Here is a 12,981-nt window from a genome sequence, read left to right as displayed (position 1 = left end):
CCCGGTCTCAGATCTCCACCGTGAAGAAGGGGTCGAAACCGGGATTGTCGCCACCGGGCCCGTAGCCCCGGCAATTGGTCACCACCCGCGTGAATCCGATCGTCGCGTCTGCGGTAGTGTGGAGGTGGCCATGGACCCAGAGTTCCGGCGGCCGCAGCGGCCCGCGCGTGTCGTCGCCGGCCTGCGGCCACATCAAATCGCTCATTTCCGAATAATACGAGGCCGCGAGCACCGTCTCGTCGGACTGCGGCACGGACCCCGGCAGGCGACGGGCGTAAGGGCCGGGATGGACGCAATGATGCGACACCACGGCCAGCGGCCCCGGGCGGGGCCGACGCATCTCGGTCTCGAAGAACTTGCGGGCCGCCAGGTGCCGAAAGAGCGTGTGCTCGGGCCGCAACGGCTTACGGTAGCCGGCCGTCCGGATGCGCCGGTAGTCGTTCATGTGCGCGGCGGCGACGGCCATGGCACGGCGCCGGTCGCCGAACAACGAGAAGTCGGTCCAGGTCGTGTCGCCGATGAACGTCACGTCGCCGATATGAAAGCGATCGCCCGTCGACATCACGTGGACGTTCGAGCCTGCCGCTGCCTCGTTCGCCTTCTCGAGGGCGCGGTCCAGATCGCCTTTCCAGAATTCGTGATTGCCGGCGATGTAGAGCACGGGGACCTCTGAGAGGCGCGTTTGCAGCCAGCGCACGCCGCGGAACATCGGGCGCGTGAGATCACCGGCGACGATGACCAGGTCGCAGCGGGGCCGCGCGGCCCGCTGGGGCAGATCCCAACCGGGCGCGGTTTCGAGGTGAACATCGGAGAAGATCCACGCACACACGGGCCGTCGGGCGGGGCGGGGATAGTGACTGGGCTCAAACTCGGTACCGTGCATGACGCTCGAACGATGTTCTTGATTTGTTCCAAGGCGGCAACGAAGCACAGCGCATTCCGCGCTGTCAATCGATATCTATGATTTATATATATCATTCATGGTTATCGAGGATATCTGGTGGGTTGCGGGCATGCCGTGTACCTTGGCTTGTAGAAGCGAGTCGGCCACAAGCCGCTGCGGGACGCAGATCGAGGGCGCGGATGGCGAAAGCCAGCGAAGAAAAGATCGATAGGAAGAAGCCGGGCCGCAAGCCGCCCCCTGGTGCCGAGAACCGGCGACAATTCCTGGCCGTCATGGATGCCGATGTAATCAAGGCCATCAAGGTGGCGGCGGCGGAGGAGGACAAGACGGCCTCCGAGTTACTCGAGCAAGCGGCACGCGAACTTCTTCAGCGCCGCAAGCCCGCGCGCGTCCGAAAGGCATGATGGACACGACATGTCGGAGCGCGACGTCATCTTCATCAGTCATGCGACGCCCGACGACAACGAGTTCGTCCGTTGGCTGGGAACGAGGCTGACGGGACTCGGCTACAAGGTCTGGGCCGACATCTTCGATCTGGCGGGCGGCACCCCGTTCTGGATCAGTATCGAGGACGCGATCCGGAAGAAGGCCCTCAAGGTCGTTTTCGTGGTCTCCAAGGCAAGCTGCCATCCCGACCGCAGCGGAGTCCGGAACGAGATTTCCGTGGCCGACACCGTTAGGAAGGTACTGAAGGATCCCGAGTTCATTATCCCGGTGAGGATCGACGACGTCGGGTTCGGCGATCTGCCGATCCAGATACATCAGCTCAACACCATCGACTTCACCAGCGGGTGGGGAGCCAAGCTCGCGGACCTGGTGGACACCCTGACGAAGGCTTGCGTCCCTCGCGTCGTCACCGATCTGACCGCCGAGTTCGATCGCTGGAGGCAGGCGTCGGTCCGCTCGGACGTGGTCGTCGAGCGCGGCGAAGAATCGCTGCTTACCAGCATCCTGCCGATCGCGCGGCTTCCGGAGGAGATCTCGTTCTACGAATACGACGGCGAGAACAGGAAGTTCGAGGAGGCCGTCAAGAGCGTTCCGCACCCGGTCGCCTGGCACAACCGTCTCCTGGTGAGCTTTGCGGCTGCTCACGAACTTCAGGGGCATCTGCCGGCGGAGTTCACCTTGGCGCTGCGCGCCAGCGTCCCGTTTTCCGACTTTCTGCGGGGGTCTCTTACGGACCCAATCGGTCCCCATCGGCGGGATGCCAACAACGCAGCCGTCCGGATGCTGCGGGAGTCCTTCGAAGCGCATTTGGCCGCCCGCGGTCTGCTTCGGCACGAAGCCTCGGCCGGCACGGTCATGTTCTTCCCCAAGGATCTGCTTCCGGACGACCGCGTGATCTACACCAACGCCAAGGGCCGCCAGACCTACAAGCAGGTGGTCGGTTTCAGCAAGGTGCTCAACGCTCATTGGCATCTCGCGATGCGCTCCGTGATCAGGCTCGACGACGCGCCGTCCGTCCGCCTGCGCCCGTTCGTCGTGTTCTCGCGGGACGGCAGGGAGCCGCTCAAGGACGCCGACGAAATGACCAAGCTTCGCCGGCGCTTCTGCAAGAGCTGGTTCAATCACGTATGGCGGCCCCTGTTTCAGGCATTCTACCAGTTCTTCGGCGACGGGGCCGACGCGGTCCGGATCGACCTCGGCGAGCACCGAAGCTGGGCCGTCGCCGGCGACGGTCTGAAACTGCTCGGTGCGATGCGCATGCCGCTCGATCTCGGCGTCCTCGATAGCGACACCGAACCGGATGAGCCGGACGAGGACGATATCGCCGAAGACGAGGATGGCGGGGCGGACGAATGACCGGATCATGGCGCGCCATCCACATCGACGAACCGAGGCTCGCCTTCGGTCACGACCAGACCGCCGATCACCCGAAGGACGGTCTGTTTCTGTTCGGACCGGTGGCGTCGAACCAGAATCCTGCGCGCATGGACGTCGGCGTGATCGCGACGCCGGCGGGCTTGGAAAAGTATTCGAAATGGGTGGCATCGATCGAGAGGTTCATCGACGTCCCGCCGCCAAATCCCAAGCGCAAGCGGAACGACGCCAACACGTTCGTCTGGCCGGGTTTCCAGGCGGTGTACGGTGCGGCCTGGCCCAGCAAACCCTTCGCGACATGCCTCATCGACGCCGGCGAGCTCAGCCGCCGCATCCTGGGCGCCGACCGGCACCAGGCGATCTACTCGGCCGTGGCGCTGTACGAAGAAGCGCTGCGGAAGTACCTGCGCGAGGAGGACGCCCGACCGGCTCTATGGTTCGCGGTAGTGTCGGACGAGGTGTTCAAATACGGACGCCCCCAATCTTCGGTGCCCGTGAAACTGCGCACAGCCGGGACGCGACGCCTCGGCATGAAGGCGGCCCGCTCGATCCTGACCAAAGGGTCGATGTTCGAAGAGGAGAGGGCGGCCGCCGCGGTGTATGAATATGAATTGAACTTCCACAACCAGCTCAAGGCGCGGCTGATGGACACCAGCCAAGTCGTCCAGGTCGTCAAGGAGGCCACGCTGGACCCACCGGTGCTCGCCGAGAACGCGCGATCTTCCATGCAGGATCCCGCGACCATAGCCTGGAATCTGTCGACGACCAGCTTCTATAAGATCGGCGGCAAGCCTTGGCGGCTCGCGGAATTGCGCGACGGCGTCTGCTACGTCGGTCTTGTCTTCAAGCGGATCGAACGGCCCAGCGGACGCGACAACGCATGCTGCGGCGCGCAGATGTTTCTCGGCTCCGGAGACGGCCTTGTATTCCGCGGGGCCGTCGGGCCCTGGTACTCCGAGACCCGGGACGCCTTCCACCTCGACCAGGATCAGGCGGCGAAACTGATGGAGATGATCGTCCGCTCCTACAGGGACATCCACGGATCGCCGCCGACCGAGCTGTTCGTCCACGGCAAGACCAACTTCGATTCGAACGAATGGGCGGGCTTCGCGAGTGCCGTTCCCCACAGCACGAAATTGGTCGGCGTGCAGATCCGCGACATGGCGGACGTCAAGGTTTTCCGCTATGGGGCGAATGCGATCCTGCGCGGCACCGCTGTCGTGACGTCGGACATGTCGGGCTATCTGTGGACCCGGGGCTATATCCCGCGGCTGAGGACCTATCCGGGGCGGGAAGTCCCGAATCCGTTGACCGTGGAGATCAGGCAGGGAACGGCCGACATCGAGCAAGTCATGAGGGACGTGATGTCTCTCACCAAGCTCAACTTCAACGGGGCCGAATATTGCGACGGCCTGCCGGTTACCTTGCGCTTCGCCGATCTGGTTGGCGAAATCCTGACGGCGGGGCCTATCACGCCGCACGCGCCGCTCCCGTTCAAGTTCTACATCTGAGGAATTCCAGCAGCCAAGGACGGACGAGCGTGTTCGTGCGAGCGCGAGTCAGTCATTCACTTTCCAGGGATTCATCGCCCTGCATAGGCGCCGCTTCATCGTCCCCAACCGAAACTGCTACTCGCGTTTCGACCGCCTGAGAGACCAGAGTGAGGGCTGCGAGGCTTCCTTCCATGATCTTTCGGGCGCATTCCATGCAGTATCTGTCCCAGCCTCGACCGGCTCGGACATTGAGCCGCGTATCCCCCTTCTTAATGGGATGCCGTGAGCTCGCTTGACACTTGTGAGCTCGCTGAGCGGTGTCGATCTCGACCCTGACGAGGAGTGAACGGACCCTACCCACGGAAAACCTCCGCGACTGCCCGACGCACCACCCCATCGAAGTCTGCCTCGATCCGGTCGAGTTCTTCGCGCGAAAATTCCCCACGCTTACCAGACCCGCGACCTGCTATCGCGTTTGCCTGCCGGTCGATGGCGGATTTTAGCACCACATAATTGCTGATGCCCCGATGGGCTCGGTCCAGCGTCCGACCTTCGGGATTAACGCCCTTTTCAGCCAATATTCGTCCAGCTTCCGTCGCGACCCGAGCATCCAGCCCGGTGCGAGCCGCTTGCCGCTGGCGCTGCTTCGTTACCGGAACCGGTTGAAGCTCCTGCATGGCTTCCCGAACCTGGTCCGGCGTGTAGCCCCTACCTTGAAGCAGACGGAGCGCCTCGATGGCATCCTGATCGTGCAAGAGCGGAATCTCCTGCATTTGAACGCCGGTCTGCCCCCTTACTTCCATTCCGTCGAGCGTATCGCGTGGCTGGGGTTCGATTTCGATCTCGTCGCCCGCGCCGAAATCCAAACCTTCGACCGGCAGCAATTGGTCAAAGAATTCCTGGTCGGCTTGCGAGTAACGCTGGAAGTCTTCCCATCGACTGGCAACATTGGCACCAGCGTGAAAGACCACTACACCGCGGTTTCGCGGACTACTGGGATCATTCTGGTCGACCACTCGCATGATACGGCCTACGAACTGCACAAACGGCGAGAGGCTGCCAAAAACGCTGAACACGGCAGCTACCGCAAGCTTCGGGTGGTCGAATCCTTCGCCGAGCTTTCGCACTTGGACGATGACGTCAAGCTGATCGGCATCAAGCCTGCGCATGACTTGTTCGTTTGCCTTGCCGTCTTCTCTCGAATGGACAAAATCCGCGCGTCGGCCCCGAGCCCGGTAGGCCAGGACGATCTGGTGACAGTGAGCGAAATTGAGGGCCGAGGCGATGATCTTCAGGGTGCGGTCGCCGCTTTCGGCGCGAAGGCGGTCCAGCTCCCGGATGGAGGCGTCGACGATTGTGTTCAGCGTTTCGGCCGAAGTCACGATGCTACGACGGAAGTCGGCGTCCTGTTCGCCGAGCCGCCTCACCTCATCCAGGCTTACCTCGAGCTCCTGTCCGTCTTCGTTTCGAACGTAACGCAGCGTTCGCGGATTTAGCACCACGGCCTTCAGGCGTTTTACGTAGCCGGCCCGGATGGCGGAGACGATCGGGTAGGAATACAGGATGCGGCCAGCCATCAGTTGACCGTCGGCCCGGAGTGGCGTCGCCGAGAAATTGACAATCTTGGCCGCCGGGAATTTCTCCTTCAGCGTGGTCCAGGTCGCCGCTACGTTGTGGTGTCCCTCGTCGAACAGGATGAGATCGAAAAAGTCACTTGGGAGGTCCTGTAGCCAGCGGTTGTCGCTGCCCTGAAGCTGCTGAATGTTGGTGACCACGATCTCCGATTCGTCGAGGTCCGACCGGTTCACCGTTGCGCCGCGAATTTCAACTGGCTCTGGATATGGCCCCTCGTTGAGGACACCTCTCGCGGGGTAGAAATGGCCATTTGCGGACGGGTCGACGTCTCGGAACAACTGTTTAGCGATGGCGACGTTCGGCGCCACTACTAAAGTGCGGGCCGAGCGGAAGGCGAAGGGCGCAATTGCGATGGTCCCGGACTTGCCGCAGCCGACCGGCAGAACGATCCCGACTTCGCGCTCGTCCGATATCTCTTGGGCAAAATCGGCCAAGTGCCGATAAGCCTCCCGCTGCGGGTCGCGAAGTCGATGGTTGCCATCAATATGCGGCGATCGGTTCTCAAATGGGGATGGCATGGCGCCCTTCGCTCAGGAAACGCCCAGTATCGCGACGTCCGACCCGATTCGCCAACAGGTGTTTGAGGTCGGTACACTAATATCTAGCGTTGCAACGCGGATCACCTCAGAGCCGACTCTCCGACATGTAGCCCTATTCCGAGCGTTCGCCCCGGGCGGCTAGTTCGCCACCGGTTGGGTCGGTCCGCGGCTTTACGTTTCGCACCGCTTTTGCCGCTTCGCTGTCGACTCTGAGAGCGAACGATTCGGGCTTTGCCTGCAGCTCTTTGTAGAGCGTATGAACGATGGCCTGATAAACTTCGTGCAGCAGTTCGTTGGTGTCGCTGAGGAGTCTCCCCGTCAGGGTGATGCCTTCGTCAAAGACGGTTTGGATCAGATAAATGGGCGGGTCGCCGTCCTTGTTAGACACGTCGAACGGCTGTGTCGTCATTCGCATCATCTCCTCGTCCGAATGGGCCATGATCGTATTGCGCATCTCCACGAGGCGCGCATGCAGCGCCCGCTTTTCGTCGGACAGCTTTAGGCCCGCCATCTTCATCGTGAGCGGCATCGTCCCGCCGCGCGACTGGGTGAACGGCCTGGTGTACGCGACCACCAGCGTGGTTTCGAAGCAACGGAAGCGGCGGAGTTCGACTTTGGAATAGCTCGCATCCTCATCGCATTCGTAAAGGAATTCGCAAGCGCTCAGGGCCTGCTGTAGGTCGTTCTGCGAGTACAGGAGGCGCCGCCTGCGGGCATCCGCATGCAACGTCGCCTTGTTCTGATCCGGTGGTGCGTACATGATTGATGATTTGCCTTCCTGCACGACATCACGGCCCGCGAATTGTGCCGCGGCAATTGTAACAGCATAGTTCATGCTCGTCGCCCGAGCTTAGGACGGGTGGAAGTGAGCTGGTCGCCAGGCCGTGGGTGACGGCAGGCGGATGGCAGGCGGGCCGGACCGACATCTGCCGGTGTTGGATCGACGCCGAGGCCCTAGAGGAGACATTATGGCCGTCGCCGGCCATAATCGCTAACCTTCGGATCGAAGCTCACTGAGACTGCAATAGAGGAGGGGGCGCTCTGTCGGCGGCCGGTCAGGCCTCGCCCGGTCCGGAGAAGATCGACGCGGGGGGCGTAGTGCGCGGAGCCGGAAGTGGGCGCTCGATGGGGTTCACAGGCCGCGAGCCTCCCTTGACGTCGTACCGCTTGGCCAGATCCAGCAGCCGTCGCCTGGTGAACGGGTCGGCCTTCTCGGCGATGGTCCGGACCCGTTGGGCCAGACCCTGATAGAATTCCTGCTCCATGACGCACCCCCGCAACATCACTGCCCTGAGTTGAACGGCCTGCGACAGCGGAGTCAAGAAGCGCTGGCGTGCCCGGACAACTTTCCGCGACCTGCTTGAGTCCGTTGCGTCGGCGGACCTACACTAGCGATTGCAGGGGAAAATCAGATGGTGCTGCTCAAGGCGTGCCCGGAGTGCGGCAGGCCGATGACGGCTCTTCCGGACGAAGCTCGGAAGGGGCGGCTCCGCTACGTCTGCGCCAAGTGCGAAGGCGACCCCCTGCGCGACCCGACCGCACGCAAGTGGGTGGAGAGCCCGCTCCGCCCACCAGAAAAGTAACGCGAGCCGCGCTGGCACTTGCGCGCTTGCTGCCGCTTTGGGAACGAGCTTGGCCAGACCCGGTTGATGTCATGGGCCTCGGTCGATCCGGAGGCCTGCGTGGCTCCGCCTCAGCCCCCCCAAAAGCCCCCCAAGGCGGGGCTACGCTTGTTAGGCCGCGCCCTTGCCTGGCCGACTTCCGATTCCAACGCGCGTTCGGCCGCACTCTAGTCCGGACTCCCTCTCGCCTGGGGTCGGGCCGCGACCGTTCAGGTCGCCGGCCCAGCCGGATCTTCCTTGAGTCCGCGGGCCACGATCTGGAGCGCTCCGTCCGGAAGCGGCCGCTGCAGCTTCAAAGCTTCGTCGGCAGGCGCGGTCATCCAGGTCTCGACCTCTTTCGGCGTCGTCAGGATCACCGGCATGGCCTTGGGGTGGATTGCGCCGACTTCTGCGTTAGGCCCCGTCGTCAGGAACGCGTAAAGGTCGTTGGTCGTCTCGCCTTCCTTGACCTTCCGCACCGACGTCCAATTAGTCCAGATGCCGGCGAAGCAGGCGAGGGGCCGGCTTTCGTCGAGCGCGAACCAGATGTCACCGCCTTCGGCCTTGTTGAACTCGCTGAACGAGTTGAACGGCACCACGCAACGGTTCTCGACGCCGAGCCAGCGCGTCCAGTGTTTGCTCTGCACGTTGCGGATGTTGGTCGTGCCGGAGTCCGGCTCCATCCGGAGCAATTCCTTGAAATCGACGGTCTTGCCTTTGGCTTGCAGCTTCTCGGCGCGCTTCTTGGTGGCGTCCATCAGCGCCTTTGACGACGACGGCATGCCCCAGCGCGCTGTGGCGAGCTCGCGGCCCTCGGCGCCCGGCCGAATGATCGGCGCCTTGTAGTCGGGAAACACGCCTGGCATCGGGGGCAGGTTGCCGACGTAGCGGTTGACCACTCGGAACAGGGCGCTGATGGCGGCCTGGTTGGTCGTGATCGAGTAGAGATTACACAAGGTCGTCAGGTCTCCGGATCCGGATGGCGGGCCCGTTGGGCAAGCTGCAGCAACGTGGCCGGCGGCCGTCGCCCCGCCTTAGCACACTTACTGCAGCGGAGACGGCTTGCGAGGTCGTGGACGAAGGTGGTGGGCGGATGGCGGAGCGCGGCCATGTCGACGTCCCGCTTGGTCCTGCAGCGCGAACATTCGATCTCGATCCAGGGATACCCGCCGTTGATGGCCTGGTCGATCATCGGCGAAGGGTCGACCGGCGTACCGAGTGCCCACAGATGTTCGTTATAACTTTCACAGGCCAGCTTGTCCGCTGTCCGGATCAGAGCCTCGCCCTTGGCCCGGGCTTCGGCCGACTGCGCGGCCAGAATAGAGGTCATGGCGCGGGCGCGGCCGAGCTCCTTGGCGAGGGCCTTGCGGTCGCCTCCGGAAAGTGGCGTCCGGTGATACTTCGGCGCCATCGAGCGGCGCCTAGGTGGGATCCGGCTGGCCTGCAACGCTCGGAGCCATGATGGACCTCGCACTGATCTTCGAACTGCTGATCGAGGATCGCGAGAGCCGAGCGCTGGCTATCCTGCTCCGAAGCGAAGGACTGCGTCTCATCGACGATCTGAATGGACTGATCGGCCTCGAGCCAAAAACTGATGACACCACTGCTGCGGCAGTGCCTCGGGTGTGCGCCCGCCTGAAGGCGGCAGGCTACAAGCTGCGTTCGCCGATCGACGCAGCGGAGTTCGCGGACCGGCGGCGAAAGCACGCTGGCCGGGTGCGCGCCGCTGCTGAGCATCTTGGCACTATGGAGGCACCCCTGCTCAATTGATCGCCGGCCGCGGGTTCGGACCGCGGTTTGTTAGCGCACCTCAGTCCGGCCGGCACTCGGGGCATTGCCAACATAAGTTAATCGTCCTAGCCTTCCCCTCCGCAGACGTTTCAACGTCGGCGTGTTCCTTCGCAAGCGGCTTGCCGTAGAGAGAAGGTGATGATGCAGGCAGGCAGAATACGCCGATAGATGCGCTCGAACGGCGACCGATCCGAATGCGCCGATCAACGCGCGGTTAGACTGACCTTCGCTCCGAAAACCGACTAGAAATCTGCCGCCACCTCATGGGTGGCGCGACGACGACGGCGCGGAAGCGTCGGCGGACGGTTTCGGTCGACCAAAGAAAAAACATACGTCGCTCACGACGGGAGGACCGAATGCCGAAGATCGCAACGCATCATGCTTCCACGATTTCTGCCACATCCATTCCTCTCGCAGCCCGGCCCCAGAGATTCTGGGATTATTGTCGGTAGCGGTCGGGATGGTGCGATGACGATCCGGTTGACCGATCATCCTCCAATAGAATCCGCGGGCATGCTCTGGCTCGCCGGCGGCACCTTCCGCATGGGCTCGGACCATCATTATCCGGAGGAGGCCCCCAGTCATCGGGTGACGGTCGACGGATTCTGGATCGACCGCGCGCCTGTCACCAATCGCGAGTTCAAGGAATTCGTCAACGCGACCGGGCATGTCACCACCGCCCAGATCGTGCCGGACCCCAAAGACTATCCGGGCGCGCTTCCCGGTATGATCTTCGCGGGGTCGCTGGTGTTTTCGCCGCCGCAGCGGGTGACGAATCTACGCGACTGGAGCCAGTGGTGGAGCTTCCTGAAGGGTGCCAACTGGCGCCGTCCGTACGGACCCAAGAGCAACATCAAGGACCTCGACGACCACCCGGTCGTACACGTGTCGTACGCCGACGCGCTGGCCTACGCGCGCTGGGCGGGCAAGGATCTGCCGACCGAAGCGGAATGGGAGTTCGCCGCGCGGCGGCCTCGATGGCGCCGAGTTCGCCTGGGGCGAGGAATTCACGCCTGGCGGTGTCCACCTGGCCAACACGTGGCAGGGCGAATTCCCGCGGCAGAACCTGAAAGAAGACGGCTATGAGCGCACCTCGCCGGTGACGGCGTTTCCGCCGAACGGTTTCGGCGTGCAAGACATGATCGGGAACGTCTGGGAATGGACGTCGGACTGGTACTCCGCCAAGCATGAGGCCGATGCGCTGAAGGCCTGCTGCATTCCGGAGAATCCGCGCGGCGGTCTCGAGGAAGCGAGCCTCGACCCGAGCCAGCCAAACATCCGGATCCCGCGCAAAGTCATCAAGGGCGGCTCGCATCTGTGCGCGCCGAACTACTGCCGGCGCTACCGGCCGGCGGCGCGTCACGCGGAGCCCATCGACACCTCGACAAGCCACCTCGGATTCCGCTGCGTGAAGAGGACGGCGGCCGCGGAATAATCGTCAGTCCTCACAGTGGAGAAGGAGCCCAAGATGCCCGATGACACCACGGAGCAAGACAAGAACGAAGCGCAGTTGCAGGCGAGGGAAGATCGCGCCCATACACGTCGCAACATCTTGCTGGGCTCGTCGGCTCTGGTCGCGGCGGCGACAATGACTTCCGGGGCGTTGGCGCAGGCGCAGAAGGCGGCGCCGAGTCCCACGCCATCACCTGCTTCCAGCAACCGCAAGCCGAATATCGTCATGATCATGGCCGACGATGTCGGCATCTGGAACATCAGCGCCTACCACCGCGGCATGATGGGCGGCAGCACGCCGAACATCGACCGACTCGCACGCGACGGCGCGCTGTTCACCGATTACTACGGACAACAATCCTGCACCGCGGGACGCGCGGCGTTCATCACCGGGCAGACGCCGTTTCGCACAGGGCTGCTGAAGGTCGGCCTGCCTGCGGCGAAACAGGGCTTGCAGGATTCCGATCCGACGATAGCGGATTTCCTCAAGCCGCTCGGCTACGCGACGGCGCAAATCGGCAAGAACCATCTCGGGGATCGCAACGAATACCTGCCAACGGTTCACGGCTTCGATGAATTCCACGGGATCCTCTACCACCTCAACGCGCTGGAGGAACCCTACGACCCGCAATATCCGAAGGACGCGAAATTCCGCGAAAGGTTCGGCCCGCGGAACATCATCAGCAGCGTGGCCACCGACGCCGATGATCCGACGACGGATCCCCGCTGGGGCCGCGTCGGCAAGCAGAAGATCACGGACGCGGGTCCGCTGCCGCCGCATCCGGGCATGGATCCCGCCGCCAAGGTGAGCATGGAGGACATCGAGCCGGACCTGGTGAGGCGTTCGTGCGACTTCATGGACCGCTCGGTGAAGGCCAACAAGCCGTTCTTCCTCTGGCACAACTCCACGCGCTGTCACTCCTTTACGCACCTCTCCAAGCAGTGGGACGGCAAGACGGGCTTCGGCCTGTTTGCCGATGCGATGGCCGAACTGGACTGGGTGGTGGGCGAGCTGCTCGCCAAGCTGGACGCACTCGGGGTGGCCGACAACACGATCGTGATGTTCACCAGCGACAATGGTGCCGAAATCTTCAGTTGGCCCGATGGCGGCAATCATCCGTTCCGCGGCGAAAAAGGCACCGTGTACGAAGGAGGCTTTCGGGTACCGATGCTGGCCACGTGGCCCGGCGTCATCAAGCCGGGCACCATCATCAACAACGTCATGTCGGCCGAAGACTGGATGCCGACCCTCGTTGCGGCCGCCGGCGGCGATCCGGATCTGAAGAGCAAGCTGCTCACCGGCTACAAGGCGGGCGAGAAGACCTTCAAGAACCATCTCGACGGCTACAACTTCATGCCGTTCTTCGAAGGCAAGGTCACCGAAAGTCCGCGCCGGGAGTTCTTCTATTTCAGCGACAACGCCGATCTGATGGCGGTGCGCTTCAACGAATGGAAGATCACCTTCAAGACCATCGTCGGAAACCTGTTCTCCGGCAAAGAGGATTCGACCAACGTCCCGATCGTGACCAACCTTCGCGTCGACCCGTGGGAGCGCTATCAGACCGAGTCGACCTCCTACGGCGAATGGTGGGGCAAGAAGCTCTGGGTCATGATGCCCGCCACGACGGTCATGGGTCAGTTCCTCGCGACCTTCAAGGACTACCCACCGAGCCAGGTCTCCGGGTCGTTGAGCGTTGAGAAGGCGTTGCAGGCGCTGCAGCAGGGGGCCGCGAAAAACTGACGTC

The 12,981-nt window shown here is 63.0% G+C and carries 11 protein-coding genes and 1 pseudogene; 6 read left to right on the top strand and 6 right to left on the bottom strand.

The genetic code is table 11. The features are described from left to right. Nucleotides 1–7: 7 nt before the first annotated feature. A complete protein-coding gene (locus ABIB66_RS18065; RefSeq protein WP_354255129.1) occupies nucleotides 8–829 on the bottom strand; it encodes a metallophosphoesterase in 822 nt (273 codons plus the stop codon). Nucleotides 830–1,083: 254 nt separating this feature from the next. Here ABIB66_RS18065 and ABIB66_RS18060 point away from each other — a divergent pair, with 254 nt between their 5' ends. From ABIB66_RS18060 to ABIB66_RS18050, 3 genes are read left to right on the top strand one after another with little or no spacing between them, the layout of a single operon-like run. Further along, nucleotides 1,084–1,308 carry a hypothetical protein gene (locus ABIB66_RS18060; RefSeq protein WP_354255127.1) on the top strand — a complete coding sequence of 75 codons (225 nt, stop codon included), beginning with the start codon at nucleotides 1,084–1,086 and terminating at the stop codon, nucleotides 1,306–1,308. A 10-nt stretch (nucleotides 1,309–1,318) separates the two neighbouring features. Continuing rightward, entirely contained in the window at nucleotides 1,319–2,707 is a 1,389-nt protein-coding gene (locus ABIB66_RS18055) for a toll/interleukin-1 receptor domain-containing protein (protein WP_354255124.1), read from the top strand. Further along, nucleotides 2,704–4,236: an argonaute/piwi family protein gene (locus ABIB66_RS18050; RefSeq protein ID WP_354255121.1), complete on the top strand. Its 1,533-nt coding sequence runs from the start codon at nucleotides 2,704–2,706 to the stop codon at nucleotides 4,234–4,236. The genes ABIB66_RS18055 and ABIB66_RS18050 overlap by 4 nt, the downstream gene beginning before the upstream one ends. A gap of 335 nt (nucleotides 4,237–4,571) precedes the next feature. Here the strand turns inward: ABIB66_RS18050 and ABIB66_RS18045 are convergent, their stop codons facing one another. The 5 genes from ABIB66_RS18045 to ABIB66_RS18025 form a co-directional block, all read right to left on the bottom strand. After that, on the bottom strand, nucleotides 4,572–6,371 hold the full coding sequence (locus ABIB66_RS18045) for a DEAD/DEAH box helicase (protein WP_354255118.1): 1,800 nt from the start codon (nucleotides 6,369–6,371) through the stop codon (nucleotides 4,572–4,574). 133 nt (nucleotides 6,372–6,504) lie between these two features. Continuing rightward, nucleotides 6,505–7,227, bottom strand: coding sequence for a hypothetical protein (locus tag ABIB66_RS18040; RefSeq protein WP_354255115.1), 723 nt, complete (start codon nucleotides 7,225–7,227; stop codon nucleotides 6,505–6,507). A 220-nt stretch (nucleotides 7,228–7,447) separates the two neighbouring features. Continuing rightward, complete coding sequence (locus ABIB66_RS18035; RefSeq protein ID WP_354255112.1) at nucleotides 7,448–7,657, bottom strand: hypothetical protein; 210 nt, start codon at nucleotides 7,655–7,657, stop codon at nucleotides 7,448–7,450. 566 nt (nucleotides 7,658–8,223) lie between these two features. Beyond that, complete coding sequence (locus ABIB66_RS18030; protein ID WP_354255109.1) at nucleotides 8,224–8,949, bottom strand: SOS response-associated peptidase; 726 nt, start codon at nucleotides 8,947–8,949, stop codon at nucleotides 8,224–8,226. A 5-nt stretch (nucleotides 8,950–8,954) separates the two neighbouring features. Further along, nucleotides 8,955–9,404 (bottom strand): hypothetical protein, encoded by a 450-nt coding sequence (locus tag ABIB66_RS18025; protein WP_354255106.1) that lies wholly within the window; start codon nucleotides 9,402–9,404, stop codon nucleotides 8,955–8,957. A gap of 50 nt (nucleotides 9,405–9,454) precedes the next feature. Here ABIB66_RS18025 and ABIB66_RS18020 point away from each other — a divergent pair, with 50 nt between their 5' ends. From ABIB66_RS18020 to ABIB66_RS18010, 3 genes and pseudogenes are all read left to right on the top strand, one after another. Beyond that, on the top strand, nucleotides 9,455–9,763 hold the full coding sequence (locus ABIB66_RS18020; RefSeq protein ID WP_354255104.1) for a hypothetical protein: 309 nt from the start codon (nucleotides 9,455–9,457) through the stop codon (nucleotides 9,761–9,763). Nucleotides 9,764–10,297: 534 nt separating this feature from the next. Then, a pseudogene (locus ABIB66_RS18015) lies at nucleotides 10,298–11,219 on the top strand (formylglycine-generating enzyme family protein). Nucleotides 11,220–11,252: 33 nt separating this feature from the next. Continuing rightward, the gene (locus ABIB66_RS18010; RefSeq protein WP_502918326.1) at nucleotides 11,253–12,977 is read left to right on the top strand and encodes an arylsulfatase; all 1,725 of its coding nucleotides are present in this window, start codon (nucleotides 11,253–11,255) and stop codon (nucleotides 12,975–12,977) included. Nucleotides 12,978–12,981 lie beyond the last annotated feature (4 nt).

Source organism: Bradyrhizobium sp. F1.13.3, from assembly GCF_040548265.1.
Lineage (GTDB): Bacteria > Pseudomonadota > Alphaproteobacteria > Rhizobiales > Xanthobacteraceae > Bradyrhizobium.
The sequence above is the reverse complement of the archived record's forward strand: the minus strand, read 5'-3'. Positions and strand labels throughout refer to the sequence as shown.

What these genes read in the sequence shown, in the direction of transcription:
- ABIB66_RS18020 (WP_354255104.1), top strand. Translation starts at nt 9,455, where the DNA reads ATGGACCTCGCACTGATCTTCGAACTGCTGATCGAGGATCGCGAGAGC.
- ABIB66_RS18045 (WP_354255118.1), bottom strand. Translation starts at nt 6,371, where the DNA reads ATGCCATCCCCATTTGAGAACCGATCGCCGCATATTGATGGCAACCAT.
- ABIB66_RS18035 (WP_354255112.1), bottom strand. Translation starts at nt 7,657, where the DNA reads ATGGAGCAGGAATTCTATCAGGGTCTGGCCCAACGGGTCCGGACCATC.
- ABIB66_RS18055 (WP_354255124.1), top strand. Translation starts at nt 1,319, where the DNA reads ATGTCGGAGCGCGACGTCATCTTCATCAGTCATGCGACGCCCGACGAC.
- ABIB66_RS18025 (WP_354255106.1), bottom strand. Translation starts at nt 9,404, where the DNA reads ATGGCGCCGAAGTATCACCGGACGCCACTTTCCGGAGGCGACCGCAAG.
- ABIB66_RS18010 (WP_502918326.1), top strand. Translation starts at nt 11,253, where the DNA reads ATGCCCGATGACACCACGGAGCAAGACAAGAACGAAGCGCAGTTGCAG.
- ABIB66_RS18060 (WP_354255127.1), top strand. Translation starts at nt 1,084, where the DNA reads ATGGCGAAAGCCAGCGAAGAAAAGATCGATAGGAAGAAGCCGGGCCGC.
- ABIB66_RS18050 (WP_354255121.1), top strand. Translation starts at nt 2,704, where the DNA reads ATGACCGGATCATGGCGCGCCATCCACATCGACGAACCGAGGCTCGCC.
- ABIB66_RS18040 (WP_354255115.1), bottom strand. Translation starts at nt 7,227, where the DNA reads ATGAACTATGCTGTTACAATTGCCGCGGCACAATTCGCGGGCCGTGAT.